The sequence below is a fragment of the Enterobacter sp. 4974935 genome (assembly GCF_058661735.1).
Window position 1 is genome coordinate 2,324,441 of the sequence record NZ_JBZWGT010000003.1, and the last position, 22,984, is coordinate 2,347,424.

A 22,984-nucleotide genomic window follows, 5' to 3' on the forward strand; every position below is an offset into this window, starting at 1 on the left:
CTACCTGGCCTATCTTCATGTTTATTAAAGTCCTCGGTTCCGCCGCCGGCGGCGGTTTCCCTCAGTGGAACTGTAATTGCGCCAACTGTCAGGGTTTGCGCAACGGTACCCTTCAGGCGACCCCCCGCACCCAGTCGTCGATCATCGTCAGCGATAACGGCGAAGAGTGGATACTGTGTAACGCCTCGCCCGATATCAGCCAGCAGATTGCCCATACGCCAGAATTGAATAAGAAAGAGGTTCTGCGCGGCACGCATATTGGCGGCATTATTCTCACCGACAGCCAGATTGACCACACCACCGGGCTACTCAGCCTGCGCGAGGGGTGTCCGCATCAGGTATGGTGTACGCCGGAGGTGCATGAAGATCTTTCCAGCGGATTCCCGATTTTTACCATGCTCCGGCACTGGAACGGCGGCCTGGTTCATCATCCGATTGCGCCGCTCGCCGCCTTTAGCGTGGAAGCCTGCCCTGATTTGCAGTTTACCGCTGTCCCCATCGCCAGTAACGCACCGCCCTATTCGCCGTGGCGCGACCGCCCGCTGCCGGGGCATAACGTGGCGCTGTTTATCGAAAACCGCCGCAACGGTCAGACGCTGTTCTACGCGCCGGGTCTCGGTGAACCCGATGACACTATCCTGTCGTGGCTTAAAAAAGCGGACTGTCTGCTGATTGACGGCACCGTCTGGCAGGACGATGAACTGCAGGCCGCTGGCGTCGGGCGCAATACCGGCCGCGATATGGGCCATCTGGCGCTCGGCGATGAACACGGCATGATGGCGCTGCTGGCCTCGCTGCCGGCAAAGCGCAAGATTCTGATTCACATTAATAACACTAACCCGATCCTTAACGAGCAGTCGCCGCAGCGTCACGCCCTCACGCAGCAGGGAATTGAAGTGAGCTGGGACGGGATGACCATCACGCTTCAGGACTAACTATGCACATTCGTGAAACGCTCTCGCCGCAAGAGTTTGAACACGCCCTCCGGGCGAAAGGCGCCTACTATCATATTCACCATCCGTACCATATCGCGATGCATAAAGGCGAGGCCAGCCGCGAGCAGATCCAGGGCTGGGTGGCGAACCGGTTTTACTACCAGACGACGATCCCGCTGAAAGATGCGGCCATTATGGCGAACTGCCCGGATCCGCACACGCGTCGCAAATGGGTGCAGCGGATCCTCGATCACGACGGCAGCAACGGTCATGACGGCGGGATCGAAGCCTGGCTACAGCTGGGCGAAGCCGTAGGGCTTAGCCGCGACGACTTAATCAGCGAACGCCACGTGCTGCCCGGCGTTCGTTTTGCCGTGGACGCTTACGTTAACTTCGCCCGCCGCGCCAACTGGCAGGAGGCGGCATGCAGTTCGCTCACCGAACTGTTTGCCCCGCAAATTCATCAGTCGCGTCTCGACAGCTGGCCGCAGCACTATCCGTGGATCAAAGAGGAAGGCTATTTTTATTTTCGCAGCCGCCTCAGCCAGGCCAGCCGCGACGTTGAACACGGTCTGGAGCTGGCGAAGAGTTACTGCGATAGCGCAGAAAAGCAGAATCGGATGCTGGAGATCCTTCAGTTCAAACTCGATATCCTGTGGTCGATGCTCGACGCGATGACCATGGCCTACGCCCTACAGCGTCCGCCTTATCACACGGTCACCGACAAAGCGGCCTGGCACACAACCCGACTGGTATAAGCATGCAAAAAAACTCCATCGTCGCCTTTCGTCGCGGCTATCGCCTGCAATGGGAAGCCGCTCAGGACAGCCATGTCATCCTTTATCCGGAAGGCATGGCTAAACTCAATGAGACCGCGGCCGCAATCCTCGAACTGGTCGATGGCCAACGCGACGCGGCGGCCATCATTGCCATACTCAACGAACGGTTCCCGGAAGCCGGCGGCGTGGATGACGACGTCGTAGAATTCCTGCAAATCGCTTATCAACAGAAGTGGATTATTTTCCGTGAGCCAGAATAAACCCGCCGTCAATCCACCGCTGTGGCTGCTGGCGGAGCTGACCTATCGCTGTCCGCTACAGTGTCCTTACTGCTCTAACCCGCTGGACTTTGCCCGGCAGGATCAGGAGCTGACCACTGAACAGTGGATTGAGGTTTTCCGCCAGGCGCGGGCGATGGGCAGCGTGCAGATAGGTTTTTCCGGCGGCGAACCGTTGACGCGTAAAGATCTGCCGGAGCTGATCCGCGCCGCCCGCGATCTCGGTTTTTATACCAACCTGATCACCTCGGGAATTGGCCTGACGGAAAGCAAGCTCGACGCGTTCAGCGAGGCCGGTCTGGACCATATCCAGATTAGCTTCCAGGCTAGCGATGAAGTGCTCAACGCCGCGCTGGCGGGGAATAAAAAAGCCTTCCAGCAGAAGCTGGCGATGGCCAAAGCGGTCAAAGCGCGCGATTACCCGATGGTGCTGAATTTCGTCCTGCACCGGCACAACATCGACCAGATCGATAAAATCATCGAGCTGTGCATCGAACTGGACGCCGACGACGTCGAACTTGCCACCTGCCAGTTCTACGGTTGGGCGTTCCTTAATCGTCAGGGGCTTCTGCCGACGCGGGAACAGATTGCCCGAGCGGAACGCGTGGTTGCCGACTATCGGCAAAAAATGGCCGCCAGCGGCAATCTGACCAACCTGCTGTTCGTCACCCCTGATTATTACGAAGAGCGACCAAAAGGCTGTATGGGCGGCTGGGGGTCGATTTTCCTCAGCGTGACCCCGGAAGGCACGGCGCTGCCCTGCCACAGCGCGCGCCAGTTGCCGGTGGAGTTCCCCTCGGTGCTTGAGCAGAGTCTGGAATCCATCTGGTATGACTCTTTCGGCTTCAATCGCTATCGCGGGTTTGACTGGATGCCGGAGCCGTGCCGCTCCTGCGATGAAAAGGAGAAGGACTTCGGCGGCTGCCGCTGCCAGGCCTTTATGCTCACCGGGAATGCTGATAACGCCGATCCGGTGTGCAGCAAATCGCCGCATCATCATAAAATTCTGGACGCGCGACGCGAAGCAGCCTGTAGCGACATGAAAATCGGCCAGCTTCAGTTCCGCAACCGTACCCGTTCGCAGCTTATCTATAAAACCCGGGAACTGTAGCGATAATGACCACCCGCATCGTGGAGCTGGCAGACGGTTTACGCGCAACGCTGGTGCATCAGTCGCAGGCGACACGCGCGGCGGCGCTGGCGCGCGTGAGTGCCGGAAGCCATCACGAGCCACCGCGCTTCGCCGGTCTTGCGCATTTACTTGAGCACCTGCTGTTCCGCGGTAGCCAGCGCTATCAGGGCGACGATCGACTCATGGCCTGGGTCCAGCGTCAGGGCGGTAGCGTCAATGCCACCACGCTGGCTCGCCACAGCGCATTTTTCTTCGATGTGGCCGCCGATAACCTGTCCGACGGCGTCGCGCGACTGCGGGATATGTTGCAGGCGCCGCTGCTTTCATGCGATGACATACAGCGCGAAGTGGCGGTCATTGATGCGGAAAACCGGCTCATCCAGCAGCATGATTCCGCCAGGCGCGAAGCGGCGGCACGCCACGCGATGGAAGAACCCACAGTTTTCCGCCGTTTTCAGGTGGGTTGCAAGGATTCTCTGGGGCAGGACCCGGGATCGCTGCAAACCGCGTTGCGCGACTTTCATCGGCGCTATTATGTGGCCGGACACCTGCAATTGTGGCTGCAAGGGCCGCAAAAGCTGGATGCGCTGGCCGAGCTTGCCCATACGTTTGCGTCCGGTTTTGCTTCTGGTGGTATGCCTGAAACCGCTCCCCCGTTGCGTCTTAGCGCTGAAGCAGATTTTCAGCTGGCAGTGACGGAGCGACCCGCACTGTGGCGTTGTCCGTTAATTCGAAAAAGTGACAACGTCACCTTATTTCGGGAGTTTTTACTGGACGACGCCCCCGGAAGCCTGATTGCCGGGCTGCGGGCGCGCGGGCTGGCAGAAGATGTCGCCCTGAACTGGCTTTATCAGGATAACGATAACGGCTGGCTGGCGCTAACGGTTGATAGCGAACGACCCGAGGAGGTTGACCCGCATATTACCCACTGGCTACGGGCGCTACAGCAAACGACGGATGAGCAGCAGCGGCATTATTATCGGCTGGCACAGCAGCGTTTCAGCGCCCTGCCGACGCTGGAGCAGCTGCGCCAGCGGGCGTTCGGTTTTGCGCCCGGTGCGGCGCCCGTAAGTTTTTCCGCCTTTTGTGCCGATTTACTGGCGGCGCCCACCTCGTATCTGGCCTGCAAAAAAATTGAAACCGCTGAAATTATCGCCAGCCAGGGGTTTGCTCTGCCGCTTAGCCATTGGCGTCGCCAGCCGGTTGCAGATGATAGCCCCATCGCGTTTTCCTTCTACCCGCAGACTGCCAGGTATGTTACGCCAGCCCCGACGTCAGAAGCCGCTCCGCTGCTGCATTTGTCGGCGCAGACACAACCGCCAACGCTGATCCTGCGCAGGCCTTTTTATTCGTGCATGGAACGGGCGCAGGGGGTGGCGATGGGCAAACAGTTACGCCCTCTCCTTGCTGAACTGCGCCATATTGACGGCAGCGGCGAGTGGCATACGGTTGACGGTAGCTGGCAGCTCACCCTGCGGCTTCCTGACGCCGTGGTGACGGCGGAACACATCATCGGGGCGATAATCGATCGCCTCTCCCACCCCGCCCCGGCTCTTACGCCAGTCCCAGAAGGCATTGCCATCCGTGAGCTGCTTCAGCAATTGCCTGAACGTCTGGCATCGGATCCGCCACGGGACGGCTGGCTGGCGGCGCTAGTTGGCGGCAGCGTCGCACACGCGCACGGGTTAGCCCGGCAGCTTGGCCTGCTCCGGGCGCCGGTTAACGCTAAGCCGACGCCATTAAGCGGTTGTCCCGGCGGGATCGAACACATTCCGCACGCCAGCGCGGATTCGGCGCTGCTGGTGTTTATTCCCCTGCCGCCGGGCGCATCGCTCGCCGCGCTGCGGCTGCTGGCGTTATGCTGCGAACCGCAATTTTTCCAGCGCCTGCGCGTGGAACAGCAGATTGGCTACGTGGTCAGCTGTCGTTATCAGCGTATTGCCGATCGCGATGGCCTGCTGCTGGCGTTACAGTCGCCTGACCGCTCTCCCGTGAACCTGTTGGGTTGCTGCAAACAATTTTTGCGTGAGCTGACGCTGTGCGATGAGACGGCGTTCAGCGTATTGCGACAGCAGCTGGCGACGCAAATCCGGTCACCGATGAATGCCAGCGCCACGGCAGTAGCCGCCCTGCGCCAGCGCTATGGTTTACCGGTGTTAACGCCGCAGGCTGTTGATGCCCTGCAACATGACGAGATAATCGCACTATGGCGCGAGATGACTCGCCATCGCCGTCGCTGGCGGGTGCTTTTCACGGGCTGACCGGACCCGCCGCTTTCTTCATATCCGTGGTTTTTAGTCAAAAAAAAGCCCCGTACTACGACGGGGCCAGGTTGCTTATTTCGCTGTTATTTATCCAGCGCGTAGGCAATCACGTAGTCACCACGATCCGGCGACTGGCGTGCACCGCCAGCAGAGATCAGAATGTACTGTTTGCCGGTTTTCGGTGATACATAGCTGATAGGTCCGCCCTGGCTACCCACCGGAAGACGCGCTTTCCACACTTCTTCCCCCGTAGAGGAATCAAAGGCGCGCAGGTAGTAATCCTGGGTTCCCGCAATGAAGACCAGACCGCCCTGCGTGGCCAGCGTACCGCCCAGCGTCGGCATACCGACAGGCATTGGCATACGCATTTTTACCCCAAACGGACCGGTATCCTGTACGGTACCGACCGGCACCTGCCAGACGATTTTCTGCGTTTTCAGGTCAATGGCGGAGAGAGAGCCAAACGGTGGTTTCTGGCACGGAATGCCCAGCGGTGACATGAAACGGTTTTTGTTGACCGAATACGGCGTTCCTTTCATCGGAACGGCGCCCATCCCGGCGTTCACGGCTTCACCGCCCGTGTTTGCCACCGCGCTCTGCGGATCTTGCTTAATCAGCTGAACCCACAGGCCCAGACGCATGTCATTGACGAAGATATACTGGTTGTTCGGATCGGTGGACAAACTGCCCCAGTTCATTCCCCCCAGCGAGCCCGGGAAGCTCAGGGAAATATCGGTTCCCGGCATCGTGTACAGACCGTCATAACGCATTGATTTGAAGCTGATACGACAGGCCAGCTGGTCAAACGGCGTCGCCCCCCACATATCCGATTCTTTCAGGGTTTCTGCGCCAATCTGCGGCATCCCCACAGAGCGAGGCTGCGTTGCCGGGTACTGTTCACGTGGAATATCCGCTGGTTTTACCGGAACCTCTTTCACTTCAGTGAGCGGTTTACCCGTCAGGCGATCGAGAACGTAAATTTGCCCCGCTTTAGTGCCCACCACCACCGCGGGCTTGTTGCCCTCTTTCGTTGGGAAATCAACCAGGCTCGGCTGCATCGGGATATCGAAATCCCAGAGGTCGTTATGCACGGTCTGGTATACCCACTTCTCTTTCCCGGTAGTCGCATCCAGCGCGAGGATTGAGGTGGCGTATTTGTGATCTTCCGGAATACGGTCAGCGCCCCACAGGTCGACAGAGGAACTTCCCATCGGGATAAACACGGTATTCATCGACGCATCCCAGGACATAGGGGCCCAGGAGTTTGCGGAGCTGCGTTTGTAGTGTTCCCCCGGCTTCAGAACGTAGTTCGGATCCGGATTACGCGGATCGAACGCCCAGCGCAGCTGGCCGGTGATCACGTCATAACCACGTATTACGCCTCCCGGCATATCGGTGCTGACATTATCCGCAACGCGGCCGCCAACCACGACCGTGGTACCCGCCAGCGTCGGGGCCGACGTCAACACATAGGTTGGATCTGACGCGTCGCCCATTCCTTCATGCAGGTTAACGCTGCCGTCAGTGCCGAAATCCGGGCAGAATTTGCCGTTATCGGCGTCTAACGCGATCAGCTTACCGTCAATGGTATTCATCAGGATACGGCGCTGGCATGCCGCGCCCGGTGCGACCTGCGCTGGCAGAACCGGTGTGGAGCCGGCTACCGTTGGCTGTGCCAGCGGTTTGGTGGCATCAAAGTACGCCAGGCCACGGCAGCGCATCCAGATGGCAGACTTAGCGTTGATTTCCGCTTTCCAGATTTCTTTCCCGCTATCGGCATCCACGGCGATCACGTTGTTATGCGGCGTACAGAGGAAGACACGATCGCCTACCTGTAGCGGCGTTTGCTGATCTTCTGCGCCATTGCCATCCGGACTTTGCGGAATATCACCGGTATGGTAGGTCCAGACCGGTTTCAGGTTTTTCACGTTGTCACGGGTTATCTGGTCCAGCGCCACAAAGCGACTACCGCCAGCCGTATTACCGTAGTGATCCCAGTTCTGCTGTTTCGCCTCTTCTTTTACCGGCACCAGCGGGCGCTTTTCGCCGCTAAACGGCACGGTCGGATGGGGTTGAAACATCTGAACAAAGGTGACGCCCATGCCGATAATAAGGACCGCGCAGACCGCCATCGCCCCTTTCGTGGAGGACGGTTTTCCTTCACGCTTACGCAATGCAGGCCAGGTGGCTGCTGCCAGCACCATCAGCCCGGCGGGTACCATTAATCGGGAAACCAGGGGCCAGAAGTCGAGTCCGGCATCGAAAAATGCCCAAATCAGGGTGCCAAGAAACACCAGAGCAAACAGCCCTACGGCAGAGGATTTGCGGCGGAAAAACTGAATTGCAGAGAGCAGCGTGAAAACCCCGGCAATGAGAAAGTACCAACTCCCCCCCAGGGAAGCCAGTTTAAAACCGCCGATGGCAAAAAACAGCCCCGTCACAAGAAGTACCACACCCACCAGCAGGCACCACGGGCCTAACCAGCCCAATGGGCGGGGATTATTGTCTGACATAAAAATGAATCTCCTGATTACTTTATATAAAGCAGGGTTTTATTAACTGCCACGATGTTAAAACCCTGCACAACGCTAATTGTTCGTATGCGAAGCATAAATTAAAAAGAGAACGTAGACAAAATCTATTATGTCGGAAGAAATGAAAACCAGCGCAATTGCATGGGTTTAACAGGGTTAAAATAGCGAATATCGCTAACTACGTCACCGATGCTGGAATATATGACCAGCCGGAAGTTGCTTAAAGGATTAATATCAGGATTCCTCCAAGGCCGGTCTTATAGCGTCAGATTTTTACAGCTGAGCCTTCAAACAGAAGATTTAATTAAGCAATAACCATGAATAAGCACAGGGATAAACCTGAGTTCAGTTTCAGGAAGAAATTATCAATAATTTTAGAGCGTCTGGTGCGTTGAACATTCCGTCATTATCAGCACTGAAAATGTGACTTTCCGCATCAAAGCGGACTCACAGCGTGACAATACAAACACTATCAAATCACTTAATGAAGTCTTGAATCGCAGAAAATCCAAACAGCAATTCACTGTGCCTTCACTACGCATTGACTTTACACCAAGACTAGCGCATATTTTACAGCACAAATTAACAAGACAATTTTTGGAGGACGTTTTCTATGCCAGCCCGTGATTATCCCGACAAGCGTGTTGCTCGCGGTGTAGCAAAGGAGGCCGATCTCAGGATGTTAAGTGCGCGCATCGATCCAGCGCTGATGGAATACATCCGCATTACTGCGTATGAAACACGGAAAAGTAAGCAGGAAATCGTGGCGGAAGCGTTAGCACTTCACCGCCAAAGGAATCAGATTGCGTCATAAACACCAAAAGCCCGAAAAATCCCCCGGGCTTTTGCTGCTGTCTGGATTACTCCACCAGCGTATTTAACGTCTCCAGCGCCTCAGGCGGCAATACCAGATCGGCTGCCGCCAGGTTTTCACGCAGATGCGCCACCGAAGAAGTACCCGGGATCAAGAGGATATTTGGCGAGCGTTGCAGCAGCCATGCCAGCGCCACCTGCATAGGCGTCGCATCCAGTGAATCCGCCACCGCCTGTAGCCCGGAAGATTGCAGTGGCGTGAAACCACCCAGTGGGAAGAACGGCACCCAGGCAATCCCCTGCTGCGCCAGCGAATCTACCAGCGCATCGTCACCGCGATTCACCACGTTGTACATGTTCTGTACGCATACCACGGAAACCGTCTTCTGCGCTTCAGCCACCTGCGAAGCAGTGACGTTGCTCAGCCCAATATGGCGAACCAGCCCCTGTTGTTGCAGCTCCGCGAGGGTGCTTAGCGGCGCGGCAATCGAGCCTTCCGCTGGTCCGTGGGCGCTAAACATGATCCGCAGGTTAACCACGTCCAGCACATCTCGCTTCAGGTTGCGCAGGTTGTCATGCACCGCCTGCGTCAGCTCCTGGGCGGAAAACGCCGGCAGCCAGGAGGCGTCCTCGCCGCGTCGGGCTCCGATCTTGGTCACAATCGTAAGGTCATCCCGGTACGGATGAAGCGCCTCGCAGATAAGCTGGTTGGTCACATGGGGGCCGTAAAAATCGCTGGTATCAATGTGATTTACCCCCGACTCTACCGCTTCACGCAACACCGCCAGCGCCGCATTTTTGTCTTTTGGCGGACCAAAAACGCCAGGTCCGGCAAGCTGCATCGCGCCATAGCCAAACCGTTTAACCGTACGCGTTCCGAGCGTGAATGTTCCGCATTTATCTATGCTGCTCATGCTGACCTTCCTCATTAAAATGATCCGGGTTTACAACAGGTTCCGCAACGAAACCATTAGTTAAGCAATAGTAAAATTAAAGTTTAAATTCGCTACGACGATAGTATTGATGTAACCCTGCCTCTTCTATTACGGATGACCGCCATGCTGAAAAATCTGCACGTGATTACCGGTATTATCTTTGCCCTCACCATATTCTGTCTGCTGCAAGTTGTCACGGGAGGGTTGTTCTACTCTGCCGTTAACAACGATCGTCACAACTTTCAGAACTCCGGGTTGCTCAATGCCCAGCAGGAGAGCCTGAGCGACAGTGTGAACACCCTGGTGAAAACGCGCGTTACCGTCACCCGCGTGGCGATCCGCTACCTGAAAAACCAGCGCGACCCGGCCTCTCTCGCGGCAATCAATACGCTGCTGGGCACCGCGAACGGTTCGCTGGCCAAAGCAGAAGACTATTACAAAAACTGGCAGGCGATTCCGCAGGTGAAGGGGCAAAATGCCGCGCTCACCGAAGAGATGCAGAAAGCCTGGAAGAACATGCACGAGGTAATGCGCTTGTCCATTGCGTACTTGCGCGCCGATGACTATCAGGCCTATGGCGACCTGGACGCCCAGCAGGCGCAGGATGAGATGGAGGCGGTCTATACCCGCTGGCGCGCGGAAAACAACGTCCTGCTGAAAGCCGCCGCCGAAGAGAACCAGAACAGCTTTACCCAGATGCAGTGGACGCTGGCGGCGATCTTCCTGACCGTTATCGCCGTGCTGGTGGTGATCTGGCAGGGTTTACAGCACCTGCTCCTGAGACCGCTCAACGCCATCATGAACCATATTCGCACCATCGCGAGCGGCGATCTGACGCAAAACGTCGCGATTACCGGGCGCAACGAAATGGGCCAGCTGGCCGCCGGTCTGCATGAGATGCAACAGTCGCTGGTCAGCACCGTCAGCGCCGTGCGCGGCAGCACAGATTCTATCTACACGGGCGCAGGAGAAATTGCCGCCGGGAGTAACGACCTTTCCGCCCGAACCGAGCAGCAGGCAGCCTCGCTGGAAGAGACCGCCGCCAGCATGGAAGAGCTGACGGCCACGGTGAAACAGAACTCGGATAACGCTCGTCAGGCGACGCTGCTGGCAAAGAATGCGTCTGAAACCGCCGCACGCGGCGGCCAGGTGGTGAATAATGTAGTGCGTACCATGAATGACATTGCCGACAGTTCTCAGCAAATTGCGCATATCACCGGCGTTATCGATAGCATTGCCTTCCAGACCAACATTCTGGCGCTCAACGCGGCGGTTGAAGCCGCCCGTGCCGGCGAACAAGGCCGCGGCTTTGCGGTGGTGGCAGGCGAAGTACGGACGCTGGCCAGCCGCAGCGCGCAGGCGGCAAAAGAGATCAAAGGGCTTATTGAAAACTCCGTCAGCCGGGTGAATACCGGCTCGGAACAGGTGAGCGAGGCGGGTGCGACCATGAAAGAGATCGTCGCGGCCGTGACACGCGTAACCGATATTATGGCTGAAATCTCGTCGGCGTCTGACGAGCAAAGCCGCGGTATTGAACAGGTCAGCCTGGCGGTCTCGCAGATGGACAGCGTAACGCAGCAAAACGCCGCGCTGGTACAGGAGTCGGCAACGGCGGCGGCGGCGCTGGAAGATCAGTCTGAACAGCTGCGCCAGGCCGTGGCGGCATTCCGGCTGAACATGCAGGAAAACACCGCTCCGCGGCCAAAAAATACAAAAGCACCGCAACTGTTGCGTCCCGCCACGGTCAGTGCCTCAGGTGACACAAACTGGGAGACGTTCTAGGCCTTACCGTTAACGGCTGCGCTTGGCGTGACGTTCCCAGTTCTCCTGTTTCGCCTCATCGGATTTTCGGAGTGAAACATAACATGCCCCGCTGCCGCCGTGATGCGGCAGCGCCACGCAGAAAGCCTGCACGTCCTCGAACTCAGTTAACCAGCGGGCAAGATAACTGCGCACCACGTTCGGGTGCGAATTCTGCTCGCGGCCCTTCCCGTGAATGATAATCAGGTTACGTAAACCGTCGCGGCTGGCCTGGCGAATGAAGGCGTACAGCATCTGGCGGCAGCGTTCGGCGGGCTGACGCAACAGATTTAAGCTGGCCTGTCGGGCGTATTTACCCGAGCGCAGCTTGTCAATAACGCCCTGCTGAACGCCCTCGCGCTGGAACATCAGCGGCTCTTCAAGCGGCAAGAGTTCCAGGAAACCCAGTGTGAGAAAGTTGTCGAGCTGCTCGGTATCGATCTCCTGGCGAACCCGGGTATTACGGCTTTGCTGCCAGTGGATATCGGTGCAGCGTTTCAGGGGCTGGACATCCTCCATGGCGTCAAGAAAAAGTGATTTGTCGTCAGGGTTCATGGAAATCCTCCGGGCACATCGGGGCTTGTACTATACCTGCACCGGGCAGGGGCCTCAATAACCCTTACCGCAAGGGGCAAGATAAATATTAATCTGATGAATATATATAGCTACCATTAAAGTTATTTAAATATTACTTAACTAAAACTACAGCAGAGTTAAAATAAGTGATTTGCGTTGAAATTTTGTAAAACCAATGACGTGCCGCCTTTCTTTTTTCAGGAAAGATGTTATACCTAAATATACCTGCCTCATGGATATAATACCCAGGATTTGCGAAAGGACGCACTGCTGTGTGTACTGTAGGGTCTGTCTGATGTCGGACAGGCTCTATTTTTTCTTTGGCAATTTCACGATAAAACTATTTTTCTCGCTTCCCTTCTGAATTGTGTAATTAATGATTCAGCCAGGGGCGTCTGGCGTGCATCACGGCGCTGAATTAAATAATAGGCCGCTCTGGGAAGTGTTTCCACAACCGGCAGCATGACCAGCCGGTGCGCCAGCAGCGGGTCGCAGCCCAGCTCCTGCGGCAGCACGCTCAGGAAGTCACTTTGTGCGACAAGGCTAATACAGGACGAAAAGGTTTCGCAAACGACGCCAATACGCGGTATCTGCGAGCGATGATGAAATATATCCTCAAGCTGCTTATAATAACTTCCCCGCGGCGTTGGCATTGTCCAGTTATAATGAAGAAGTTCATTAATAGAGGTAGCCCCCAACGCCGGATGTCCTTCCCGACAAAATACCGCAAAAGGTTTCTCAAAGAGTTTTTCAAACGTAAATTCGTGATCGTAAGGCCCCTGATAATAGGTATTGATGGTAAAGTCCAGCTCACCCTGGCGTAATTCATTGATCATTGATACCAGCTGACCTTCCATAATCCGCACCTTGATCTGAGGATGCTGCGCATGAAAACGAGAGATAACGGCGGGCATCAGGCTGCGCGCCACGCTGGCACCCATCCCAATATTGATCTGCCCGGTCAGCTCCCCCTGACGCTGACGGATATCATCCTGCGCTGCGCGAAGCTCTTCCAGAATCAAATTAGCGCGGTGATAAAACCCTTCCCCGCACTCGGTCAGGGCGACACCTTTACTCCGGCGCACAAACAGCTGTGCCGCCATGCCCTCTTCCAGCTCTTTAATGGATTTAGTCAGCGCGGGCTGCGAAAGATTCAGCACCCGGCTGGCTCCGCGAATACTGCCCTGACGCGCCACTTCAACAAAAGCCCGAATTTGATGAAATTTAATCTGAAATGACATAGCCCGACCGATAACCGTTGTTTATCAGAGTAAAGAAACTGTCATCTACTTTAATGGATTTGGATGTGCGAGGGTAATTCCTGAACGGTTAAAACTGTGAAAAATCGCTTAGTGATAAGTAAAAACTATCACAGCGTGAAGCAGTTCACATATTTTAATGATGACAGGAAAAGATATGAACGCACTGGCGCAGTACATCCATACATTAGCCCCCCAACTGAGCGCATGGCGTCGCGATTTTCACCATTTCGCGGAATCCGGCTGGGTGGAGTTTCGCACAGCCGCGAAAGTCTCGGAGATCCTGGACTCGCTGGGTTACGAGCTGGCGATGGGTCGCGATGTCGTGGATGCCGAAAGCCGGATGGGGTTGCCCGATGACGCAACCCTGGCGCGGGAATTTGCCCGCGCCCGCGCGCAAGGCGCACCGGAAAAATGGCTCGCGCCGTTCGAAGGCGGGTTCACCGGCATTGTCGCGACCCTGAATACCGGTCGCCCCGGCCCGACCCAGGCCTTTCGCGTGGACATGGATGCGCTTGATCTGAGCGAAGCGCATGACGACAGCCACCGGCCGTACCGCGACGGTTTTGCCTCCTGCAACCCGGGCATGATGCACGCCTGCGCGCACGACGGCCACACCACCATTGGTCTGGGGCTGGCGCAGGTGCTTAAGCAGCATGAAGCCCAGCTCAACGGCACCATCAAACTGATCTTCCAGCCTGCCGAAGAGGGTACGCGCGGCGCCCGCGCTATGGTCGCTGCAGGGGCGCTGGACGACGTGGACTACTTTACCGCCATTCATATTGGAACCGGCGTTCCGGAAGGGACGGTGATCTGCGGCAGCGATAACTTCATGGCGACCACCAAATTTGACGTGCGCTTTACCGGCGTTGCCGCACACGCTGGCGGTAAACCGGAAGACGGCCGTAACGCCCTGCTCGCGGCGGCCCAGGCCGCTATCGCGCTGCATGGCATCGCGCCACACAGCGAAGGCGCGTCCCGGGTTAACGTCGGAGTCATGCAGGCGGGCAGCGGACGCAACGTGGTTCCGGCTGATGCGTTGCTTAAGGTTGAAACCCGCGGCGAAAGCGAGGCGATTAATCAGTATGTCTTTGAGCGCGCGCAGGCGGTGATTACCGGCGCGGCGGCGCTCTACGGCGTAACAGCCGGGATAAACCTGATGGGGGCGGCGACCTCCAGTGCCCCCTCCCCGGCCTGGGTCGATTATCTGCGCGAACAGGCAAGCCAGGTGCCCGGCGTGACTCATGCCATTAATAAGGTCAAAGCCCCTGCGGGCTCCGAAGATGCCACGCTAATGATGGCCCGCGTGCAGCAGAACGGCGGCATGGCCTCGTATATGGTCTTCGGCACCGAACTGAGCGCCGGACATCACAACGAAAAATTCGATTTTGATGAGCAGGTGATGAACGTTGCCATCGAAACACTGGCGCGAACTGCGCTTAATTTCCCGTGGACGCGAGGTGTGTAATGCAGGAGAACTACGCTTTTATCGCTGATGCCATCGACACGCGATGTCAGACGTTTACCGATATTGCCGACGACATCTGGGATCATCCCGAAACGCGCTTTGAAGAGTTCTGGTCCGCCGAACGGCTTGCCAGCGCGCTGGAAGCCGAGGGCTTTACCCTGATGCGGGAAGCCGGAGGCATTCCCAACGCCTTTATTGCCAGCTACGGCAGCGGCAAGCCCGTTATCGCCCTTCTGGGCGAATACGACGCCCTGGCCGGGTTGAGCCAGCAGGCGCACTGCGCGACGGCGCAATCCGCCACCCCGGGGGCTAACGGCCATGGCTGCGGGCATAACCTGTTGGGTACTGCTGCCTTTGCCGGTGCGGTGGCGGTGAAAAGCTGGCTGGAACAGCACGGCGGCAGCGGAACGGTACGATTTTACGGCTGCCCCGGCGAGGAAGGCGGCTCTGGTAAAACCTTTATGGTGCGTGAAGGATTATTTGACGATGTGGACGCTGCCGTGACCTGGCATCCGGAAGCCTTTGCCGGGATGTTTAACGTCAGCACGCTGGCCAATATTCAGGCCGCCTGGCGGTTTAAGGGGATCGCCGCCCACGCCGCAAACTCCCCACATCTGGGACGTAGCGCGCTAGATGCCGTGACGTTGATGACCACCGGCACAAACTTCCTCAACGAACACATCATTGAAAAAGCGCGCGTTCATTACGCCATCACCGATACCGGCGGAATTTCGCCTAACGTGGTGCAGGCCCAGGCAGAAGTGCTGTACCTGATCCGCGCTCCGGAGATGGCCGATGCGCAGCAGATCTACGCGCGCATCGAGAAAATCGCCAAGGGCGCGGCGATGATGACCGAAACCACTGTCGAGTGTCGCTTTGATAAAGCCTGCTCCAGCTATCTGCCGAACCGTACGCTCGAAGCGGCCATGTACCGCGCATTGCAGCATTACGGCACGCCGGACTGGACGGAAGAAGAACGCGAATTTGCCCGTGAAATCCGCGCCACGCTCACGGCAAACGACCTGCAAAACAGCCTGAAAAACATTGCCGCAACGGGAGCCGAAGAGGGAAAAGCCTTTGCCCGACGCCATCACGAAACGCTACTGGTGGATGAAGTTGCCCCTTACGCCATCACCGATAACGTGCTGGCTGGCTCCACCGACGTGGGGGATGTCAGCTGGAAGATGCCTGTCGCACAGTGCTTTAGCCCCTGTTTTACCGTCGGCACCCCGCTGCATACCTGGCAATTGGTGGCGCAGGGACGTACCTCTATTGCCCATAAAGGCATGCTGCTGGCCGGAAAAGTGATGGGCGCGACCGCGCTGCATCTGCTTCAGGATGCCGACCTGCTGCGAAAATGTCGGAAAGAATTTGAACAACACATAACACAAAAACCGTACGAGTGTCCGATCCCACAGGACGTGACACCGTCACCTTTAAAATAAAAAAACACAACACAACACAACAACAGTCCCGAGGAACGCCCATGAGTATGTCATCCATACCTTCGCATTCCCCATCCGGTAAGCTCTATGGCTGGGTTGAAAGGATCGGCAATAAAGTGCCGCACCCTTTCCTGCTTTTTATCTATTTAATTGTCATCCTGATGGTCGCGACAGCCGTGCTGTCCGCCTTTGATGTGAGCGTGCGCAGCCCGGCCGACGGCAGCATGGTGGCCGTAAAAAATCTGCTCAGCGTGGAGGGGTTGCACTGGTTTTTGCCGAACGTGATTAAAAACTTCAGCGGTTTTGCGCCGCTGGGCGCCATCCTGGCGCTGGTGTTAGGCGCGGGTCTGGCCGAACGCGTGGGTCTGCTGCCCGCGCTGATGGTGAAAATGGCCTCGCACGTCAGCGCGCGTTATGCCAGCTATATGGTGCTGTTTATTGCCTTCTTCAGCCATATCTCGTCCGACGCGGCGCTGGTGATCATGCCGCCGATGGGGGCGCTGATTTTCCTCGCCGTTGGCCGTCATCCTGTTGCGGGCCTGCTGTCGGCGATCGCGGGCGTCGGCTGTGGGTTTACCGCTAACCTGCTTATCGTGACCACCGATGTGCTGCTCTCCGGCATCAGCACGGAGGCAGCCAGCACCATCGATGCGGCCATGCACGTCAGCGTGATCGACAACTGGTACTTTATGGCCAGTTCGGTGATTGTCCTGACGATTGTCGGGGGGTTGATTACCGATAAGATCGTTGAGCCGCGCCTGGGTAAATGGGAAGGCCGGAGCGATGAAAAGCTGGAGACGCTGAGCAAAGAGCAGCAGTTCGGCCTGCGCGTCGCCGGGATCGTCTCGCTGGCGTTCATTGCGGCTGTGGCGCTGATGGTGGTGCCGGAGAATGGCGTGTTGCGCGATCCGATCAAACACACCGTACTTCCCTCGCCGTTTATTCAGGGTATTGTGCCGCTGATAATTCTCTTCTTCTTCGTCGTTTCGCTCGCCTACGGCATCGCTACCGGTAAAATCCGCCGTCAGGGAGATCTGCCGCACCTGATGATCGAGCCGATGAAGGAGATGGCGGGTTTTATCGTGATGGTGTTCCCGCTGGCGCAGTTTGTGGCCATGTTTAACTGGAGCAACATGGGCAAGTTTATGGCCGTGAGCCTGACGGACGCGCTGGAGGCGGCGGGGTTGAGCGGGGTTCCGGCCTTTGTCGGCCTGGCGCTGCTGTCGTCCCTGCTGTGCATGTTTATTGCCAGCGGGTCGGCCATCTGGTCGATTCTAGCCCCCATCTTTGTCCCCATGTTTATGATGCTCGGCTTTCATCCGGCGTTCGCCCAGATCCTGTTCCGTGTCGCCGATTCTTCGGTGATCCCGCTGGCGCCCGTGTCACCCTTCGTTCCGCTGTTTTTAGGCTTCCTGCAACGCTACAGACCGGAGGCTAAGCTGGGTACCTACTATTCGCTGGTCTTGCCCTATCCGCTTATCTTCTTAGGGGTATGGCTGGTGATGCTGGTGGCGTGGTATCTTGTCGGCCTGCCGATTGGACCGGGTATTTACCCGAGGCTGAACTAAGGAATACTGATGCTGAGATTACTCGAAGACAAGATTGCGACACCGCTGGGGCCGCTGTGGATTATCGCGGATGAAGCGTTCAATCTTCGCGCTGTTGAGTGGGAAGAGCACAGCGACCGGATGGTTGAGCTGCTCAACATTCATTATCGCGCCGAGGGTTACGAGCGTATTACAGCCCGTAATCCTGGCGGGCTGAGCGATAAACTGGCGGCCTACTTCGAGGGCGATCTCAGCATTATTAATACCCTGCCAACCGCCACGGCGGGTACCCCTTTTCAGCGCGAGGTGTGGCAGGCGCTACGTAACATTCCCTGCGGGCAGGTGATGCACTACGGTCAGCTGGCAGAGCAACTTGGCCGTACCGGCGCGGCGCGCGCGGTCGGTGCGGCGAATGGCTCAAATCCCGTCAGCATTGTGGTGCCTTGCCATCGCGTGATCGGGCGCAACGGCACCCTCACGGGCTATGCCGGGGGCGTACAGCGTAAAGAGTGGCTGCTGCGTCACGAAGGGTATTTTCTGCTGTAATTCCCAGGCTTTTTGTGCTTAATTTTCTTCCTGTTAGGCTAATAATCCTTAATCATTCTGTGGAATTTCAAGGAGATGGCAACTCGTTGCCGTCTCTTGCCTTTATTGGGGGTTTGCCAGACTTACGTCCTTACCAAAAAGATGTTAAAATTGACCAATATCAATTAAGGCTTGAGCAAACCTATGATCCCGGAAAAGCGAATTATACGACGCATTCAGTCTGGCGGTTGTGCTATCCATTGCCAGGATTGCAGCATCAGCCAGCTCTGTATCCCGTTTACTCTGAATGAGCATGAACTCGATCAGCTTGACAATATCATCGAGCGCAAAAAGCCTATTCAGAAAGGGCAGACGCTGTTTAAAGCGGGAGACGAACTGAAATCGCTCTATGCTATCCGTTCTGGCACCATCAAAAGCTACACCATTACCGAACAGGGCGACGAGCAGATCACTGGCTTCCATCTGGCGGGCGATTTAGTCGGCTTTGACGCTATCGGCAGTGGCCATCACCCGAGCTTTGCTCAGGCGCTGGAAACCTCTATGGTTTGTGAAATCCCGTTTGAAACGCTGGACGATCTGTCCGGTAAGATGCCGAACCTGCGTCAGCAGATGATGCGTCTGATGAGCGGTGAGATCAAAGGCGATCAGGATATGATCCTGCTGCTTTCCAAAAAGAATGCCGAAGAGCGTCTGGCCGCCTTTATCTATAACCTCTCCCGCCGTTTCGCGGAACGTGGCTTCTCCCCACGCGAATTCCGTCTGACCATGACGCGTGGCGATATTGGTAACTATCTGGGCCTGACCGTGGAAACCATCAGCCGTCTGCTGGGTCGTTTCCAGAAGAGCGGAATGCTGGCGGTTAAAGGTAAGTACATCACCATTGAAAACGGTGAAGCGCTGGCCATTCTGGCGGGACACTCACGTAACGTGGCATAACTCTCCCGGATATCTTATGCCAGGTCGATAAATTTTCATGATTATTGATCTGGCAAAAACTTCCCCCCTGTTTCATTCAAGATATATAGGTTACTCTTTTACTTACAGACTGTGGTGACAGTAGTAAGGAGACCTGTATGGCAAAGTATCAAAATATGCTGGTGGCTATCGATCCGAATCAGGACGATCAGCCAGCATTACGACGTGCTGTGTATTTGCATCAACGGATTGGTGGCAAAATTAAAGCCTTTTTGCCGATTTATGACTTCTCATACGAGATGACCACCCTTCTGTCGCCTGACGAGCGCACCGCTATGCGTCAGGGAGTGATCAGCCAGCGTACCGCGTGGATCCGCGAGCAGGCGAAGTATTATCTGGAAGCGGGCGTACCTATCGATATCAAGGTGGTCTGGCACAACCGTCCTTTCGAAGCCATTATTCAGGAAGTGGTGGCCGGTGGGCATGACCTGCTGCTGAAAATGGCGCACCAGCATGACAAACTGGAATCCGTGATTTTCACCCCGACCGACTGGCACCTGCTGCGCAAATGCCCTTGTCCGGTATGGATGGTGAAAGATCAGCCGTGGCCTGAGGGCGGGAAAGCCGTCGTGGCGGTCAATCTGGCCAGCGAAGAGGATTATCACAATTCGCTGAACGAGAAGCTGGTGAAGGAGACCCTTCAGCTTGCCGACCAGGTTAACCATACCGAAGTCCATCTGGTGGGAGCCTATCCGGTTACGCCAATCAATATCGCCATCGAGCTGCCTGAATTTGACCCGAGCGTGTATAACGATGCGATTCGCGGTCAGCATCTGCTAGCCATGAAAGCGCTGCGCCAGAAATTCAGTATCGATGAGAACATGACCCACGTAGAAAAAGGGTTACCGGAAGAGGTTATTCCGGATCTGGCGGAGCATTTGCAGGCCGGGATTGTGGTGCTGGGCACCATTGGCCGGACCGGTATTTCTGCCGCGTTCCTGGGTAATACCGCCGAGCAGGTGATCGACCATCTTCGCTGCGACCTTCTGGTTATCAAGCCGGATCAGTATCAGACGCCGGTTGAACTGGACGATGAGGAAGACGATTGACCCCAAAATGAAAGCCCGCCGGTAACGGCGGGCTTTTTTTATTGCGCTTCGCTCAACCGTTGCGCCGGTGCCTCGTCGCCAGCATTCATCCAGGGCGCGTGCAGAACCATGCTCGGCAGCGCCAGCTTGATCTCCTGCTGGTTCAGCCCCTCCAGAATACGAATATTGATCTCCTGCTGAATATCCATGTACTTGTTGTAATCCGCCGTATTAACGATATGGACCACCTCGAAGGTCAGGCGATCGCGATCGAAGCCCAGGAAATGGGCGCGGTCAAACTTCGTTTCCCCGACGTCGGTAATGATCTGTTTGACCATATCACCCACTGAACGCAGTTTTTCCGGCGCCGTGTCGCTGGCGACCCCGAAGGTAAAGACGATCCGGCGCGTTTGCATCCGCTTGTAGTTATGCAGCGTCTGTTGCAGCAGGATGGCGTTCCCGCAGACAATCTGCTCCCCGCTCAGGCTACGGATACGAGTGGTTTTCAGGCCGATGTGCTCTACCGTCCCGGCGACATCGTTAAACACCACAAAATCGCCGATTTCGAACGGCTTATCAAAACCGATGGAGAGCGATGCAAACACGTCGCTCAGGATCGTTTGCACCGCGAGGGCGATAGCAATACCCCCTACCCCAAGGCTGGCAACCAGAGCAGTGATGTTGACGCCCGCGTTAGCAAGGATAGACAGCAGCATCACTGACCAGACAATGGCACGGAGGATAAGCCCCGTGATCACCAGCGTCACCGGGTTTTTATGGCTTCCCGGCGCCAGCATGACGTGACGAAGCCACGACACCACCCCCTGATCCATCCACAGCGCCACCTGGATAGCGAAGACCAGGAACCAGGCGTGGCTCACGGTACCAAAGAGATGATCCGGTAAGTCGACGAAACGCAGGCTGAACAGCAGCGCCACGACAAAAAGCAGGAAGCGGCTGGTGCGGTTAAGCATATCCGTCAGGATAAAACGCATCCGGTTGGTGGTGGGATGCTTGTCGCCCCAGGTGGTGATCCCCTTCTTAACAAAGGCGATCAGGCGCGTCAGCAGCCAGTACACCAGCAAAGTTACAAAGACTACCGTGGCGACGCCAATCCAGAATGATGGCGTCATCATCAGCGCGATGATGTCAAAGCGGGACAGAAATTGCATTACACCTCCTCGTATTACACAAAGGGTAAAGTATAGACAGAGGAGAATGGCTGACCGCAGAAATAAGAAAACCGCCCCCAGGGGCGGTTTGACAGGATGAAGCGGAATTAAAGAGATTTCAGAATCGCATCCACGCTGGCCTTGGCGTCGCCAAACAGCATGTGGGTGTTATCTTTAAAGAACTGCGGGTTCTGCACGCCAGCATAGCCGGTGTTCATAGAGCGTTTGAAGACAATGACGTTCTGCGCCTTCCACACTTCGAGAACAGGCATACCCGCAATCGGGCTGCGCGGATCGTCCTGCGCCGCCGGGTTAACGGTGTCGTTGGCGCCAATCACCAGCACGGTGTCGGTGTCGGCGAAATCATCGTTGATCTCGTCCATTTCCAGCACGATGTCGTAAGGCACCTTCGCTTCCGCCAGCAGCACGTTCATGTGGCCTGGCAGACGCCCCGCCACCGGGTGAATACCAAAGCGAACCTTGATACCGCGCGCGCGCAGTTTCTCGGTGATTTCCGCCACCGGATACTGCGCCTGCGCCACCGCCATGCCATAGCCCGGGGTGATGATAACGGAATGCGAGTTTTTCAGCATCTCTGCGGTGTCTTCCGCACTGATTTCACGGTGTTCACCCACTTCCTCATCAGAACCGGTTGATGAACCGTCAGAACCGAAGCCACCCGCGATGACGCTGATAAACGAGCGGTTCATCGCCTTACACATGATGTAAGACAGGATCGCACCGGAAGAACCGACCAGCGCACCGGTGACAATCAGCAGGTCGTTGCTCAGCATAAAGCCTGCTGCTGCCGCTGCCCAACCGGAGTAGGAGTTCAGCATGGAGACGACTACCGGCATATCTGCCCCGCCGATAGACGCCACCAGATGCCAGCCGAAGGCTAGCGCGATGATGGTCATCACCAGTAACGCCAGCACCTGCAAGCCTACGCTTTCGGTACGCACGAAGACCACCAGCAGCACAAAGGAAACGACCAGCGCCGCCAGATTCAGCTTGTGGCGGTTAGGCAGCATCAGCGGTTTGGAAGAGATCTTCCCGCGCAGTTTGCCGAACGCCACAATTGAGCCAGTGAAGGTCACCGCACCAATGAAGATGCCGAGGAACACTTCGGTCAGGTGGATGTTCACCAGAATCGGTTCCAGACCCGGTTCGTGGTACAGATAGCTGTTGAAGCCCACCAGCACCGCGGCCAGACCCACGAAGCTGTGCAGAATAGCAACCAGCTCCGGCATCTCGGTCATTTCAACGCGTTTCGCCAGACGAATACCAATCGCACCACCGATGATCATCGCCACCAGGATCCACGCCACGTTGCCAGTGTCCGGCCCAAAGATGGTGGCAATCAGCGCAATCGCCATCCCGGCGATACCAAAGTTATTTCCCTGCTGAGACGTTTCGTGTTTGGAAAGCCCCGCCAGACTGAAAATAAACAGGATTGCAGCAACAATGTATGCGGCTGTAACTAATCCTCCAGACATAT

The 22,984-nt window shown here is 56.5% G+C and carries 19 protein-coding genes; 13 read left to right on the forward strand and 6 right to left on the reverse strand.

Annotation, left to right across the window (positions count from 1 at the left end):
- Positions 1 to 17: 17 nt before the first annotated feature.
- The 5 genes from pqqB to pqqF are packed head-to-tail and all read left to right on the forward strand — an operon-like array spanning position 18 to position 5,385.
- Positions 18 to 935: a pyrroloquinoline quinone biosynthesis protein PqqB gene (gene pqqB, locus AC4OVS_RS12305; RefSeq protein WP_206227815.1), complete on the forward strand. Its 918-nt coding sequence runs from the start codon at positions 18 to 20 to the stop codon at positions 933 to 935.
- 2 nt (positions 936 to 937) lie between these two features.
- On the forward strand, positions 938 to 1,693 hold the full coding sequence (pqqC, locus tag AC4OVS_RS12310; RefSeq protein ID WP_193130086.1) for a pyrroloquinoline-quinone synthase PqqC: 756 nt from the start codon (positions 938 to 940) through the stop codon (positions 1,691 to 1,693).
- Between the two features lie 2 nt (positions 1,694 to 1,695).
- Positions 1,696 to 1,974 carry a pyrroloquinoline quinone biosynthesis peptide chaperone PqqD gene (gene pqqD, locus AC4OVS_RS12315; protein WP_003857508.1) on the forward strand — a complete coding sequence of 93 codons (279 nt, stop codon included), beginning with the start codon at positions 1,696 to 1,698 and terminating at the stop codon, positions 1,972 to 1,974.
- Positions 1,961 to 3,103, forward strand: coding sequence for a pyrroloquinoline quinone biosynthesis protein PqqE (gene pqqE / locus AC4OVS_RS12320; RefSeq protein ID WP_063149337.1), 1,143 nt, complete (start codon positions 1,961 to 1,963; stop codon positions 3,101 to 3,103). Before pqqD ends, pqqE begins: the two co-directional genes overlap by 14 nt.
- A gap of 5 nt (positions 3,104 to 3,108) precedes the next feature.
- A complete protein-coding gene (gene pqqF, locus AC4OVS_RS12325; RefSeq protein WP_491922457.1) occupies positions 3,109 to 5,385 on the forward strand; it encodes a pyrroloquinoline quinone biosynthesis protein PqqF in 2,277 nt (758 codons plus the stop codon).
- Positions 5,386 to 5,471: 86 nt separating this feature from the next.
- On the opposite strand, the gene AC4OVS_RS12330 is transcribed toward pqqF, so the two are convergent.
- Positions 5,472 to 7,901 carry a glucose/quinate/shikimate family membrane-bound PQQ-dependent dehydrogenase gene (locus tag AC4OVS_RS12330; protein WP_192970706.1) on the reverse strand — a complete coding sequence of 810 codons (2,430 nt, stop codon included), beginning with the start codon at positions 7,899 to 7,901 and terminating at the stop codon, positions 5,472 to 5,474.
- Between the two features lie 634 nt (positions 7,902 to 8,535).
- Here AC4OVS_RS12330 and AC4OVS_RS12335 point away from each other — a divergent pair.
- Positions 8,536 to 8,736, forward strand: a complete 201-nt coding sequence (locus AC4OVS_RS12335; RefSeq protein ID WP_022647949.1) for a hypothetical protein — start codon at positions 8,536 to 8,538, stop codon at positions 8,734 to 8,736.
- 46 nt (positions 8,737 to 8,782) lie between these two features.
- Here AC4OVS_RS12335 and AC4OVS_RS12340 read toward each other — a convergent pair whose 3' ends face one another.
- The gene (locus AC4OVS_RS12340) at positions 8,783 to 9,649 is read right to left on the reverse strand and encodes an aldo/keto reductase family oxidoreductase (RefSeq protein ID WP_063148145.1); all 867 of its coding nucleotides are present in this window, start codon (positions 9,647 to 9,649) and stop codon (positions 8,783 to 8,785) included.
- Positions 9,650 to 9,793: 144 nt separating this feature from the next.
- Between AC4OVS_RS12340 and tcp the strand changes: the two genes are divergently transcribed.
- Positions 9,794 to 11,452: a methyl-accepting chemotaxis citrate transducer gene (gene tcp, locus AC4OVS_RS12345; RefSeq protein ID WP_491922458.1), complete on the forward strand. Its 1,659-nt coding sequence runs from the start codon at positions 9,794 to 9,796 to the stop codon at positions 11,450 to 11,452.
- Between the two features lie 9 nt (positions 11,453 to 11,461).
- Here the strand turns inward: tcp and smrA are convergent, their stop codons facing one another.
- Entirely contained in the window at positions 11,462 to 12,025 is a 564-nt protein-coding gene (gene smrA / locus AC4OVS_RS12350; RefSeq protein ID WP_023299979.1) for a DNA endonuclease SmrA, read from the reverse strand.
- A gap of 350 nt (positions 12,026 to 12,375) precedes the next feature.
- Positions 12,376 to 13,287, reverse strand: coding sequence for a LysR family transcriptional regulator (locus tag AC4OVS_RS12355; protein ID WP_046620072.1), 912 nt, complete (start codon positions 13,285 to 13,287; stop codon positions 12,376 to 12,378).
- A 175-nt stretch (positions 13,288 to 13,462) separates the two neighbouring features.
- On the opposite strand from AC4OVS_RS12355, the gene AC4OVS_RS12360 reads away from it, so the two are divergent.
- The 6 genes from AC4OVS_RS12360 (at position 13,463) to uspE (ending at position 20,335) form a co-directional block, all read left to right on the forward strand.
- Positions 13,463 to 14,773, forward strand: coding sequence for a M20 family metallo-hydrolase (locus tag AC4OVS_RS12360; RefSeq protein ID WP_491922459.1), 1,311 nt, complete (start codon positions 13,463 to 13,465; stop codon positions 14,771 to 14,773).
- On the forward strand, positions 14,773 to 16,218 hold the full coding sequence (locus AC4OVS_RS12365) for a M20 family metallopeptidase (RefSeq protein WP_491922460.1): 1,446 nt from the start codon (positions 14,773 to 14,775) through the stop codon (positions 16,216 to 16,218). Before AC4OVS_RS12360 ends, AC4OVS_RS12365 begins: the two co-directional genes overlap by 1 nt.
- A 41-nt stretch (positions 16,219 to 16,259) precedes the next feature.
- Positions 16,260 to 17,786, forward strand: coding sequence for a p-aminobenzoyl-glutamate transporter (gene abgT, locus AC4OVS_RS12370; protein WP_022647942.1), 1,527 nt, complete (start codon positions 16,260 to 16,262; stop codon positions 17,784 to 17,786).
- A 9-nt stretch (positions 17,787 to 17,795) separates the two neighbouring features.
- Positions 17,796 to 18,311 (forward strand): methylated-DNA--[protein]-cysteine S-methyltransferase, encoded by a 516-nt coding sequence (gene ogt, locus AC4OVS_RS12375; protein WP_479437936.1) that lies wholly within the window; start codon positions 17,796 to 17,798, stop codon positions 18,309 to 18,311.
- A gap of 183 nt (positions 18,312 to 18,494) precedes the next feature.
- Positions 18,495 to 19,247 carry a fumarate/nitrate reduction transcriptional regulator Fnr gene (gene fnr / locus AC4OVS_RS12380; protein WP_000611906.1) on the forward strand — a complete coding sequence of 251 codons (753 nt, stop codon included), beginning with the start codon at positions 18,495 to 18,497 and terminating at the stop codon, positions 19,245 to 19,247.
- A gap of 137 nt (positions 19,248 to 19,384) precedes the next feature.
- On the forward strand, positions 19,385 to 20,335 hold the full coding sequence (gene uspE, locus AC4OVS_RS12385; RefSeq protein ID WP_003857535.1) for a universal stress protein UspE: 951 nt from the start codon (positions 19,385 to 19,387) through the stop codon (positions 20,333 to 20,335).
- 38 nt (positions 20,336 to 20,373) lie between these two features.
- On the opposite strand, the gene AC4OVS_RS12390 is transcribed toward uspE, so the two are convergent.
- On the reverse strand, positions 20,374 to 21,486 hold the full coding sequence (locus AC4OVS_RS12390; protein ID WP_022647940.1) for a mechanosensitive ion channel family protein: 1,113 nt from the start codon (positions 21,484 to 21,486) through the stop codon (positions 20,374 to 20,376).
- 107 nt (positions 21,487 to 21,593) lie between these two features.
- Positions 21,594 to 22,982 carry a Re/Si-specific NAD(P)(+) transhydrogenase subunit beta gene (gene pntB, locus AC4OVS_RS12395; RefSeq protein WP_491922461.1) on the reverse strand — a complete coding sequence of 463 codons (1,389 nt, stop codon included), beginning with the start codon at positions 22,980 to 22,982 and terminating at the stop codon, positions 21,594 to 21,596.
- Positions 22,983 to 22,984: the final 2 nt, after the last annotated feature.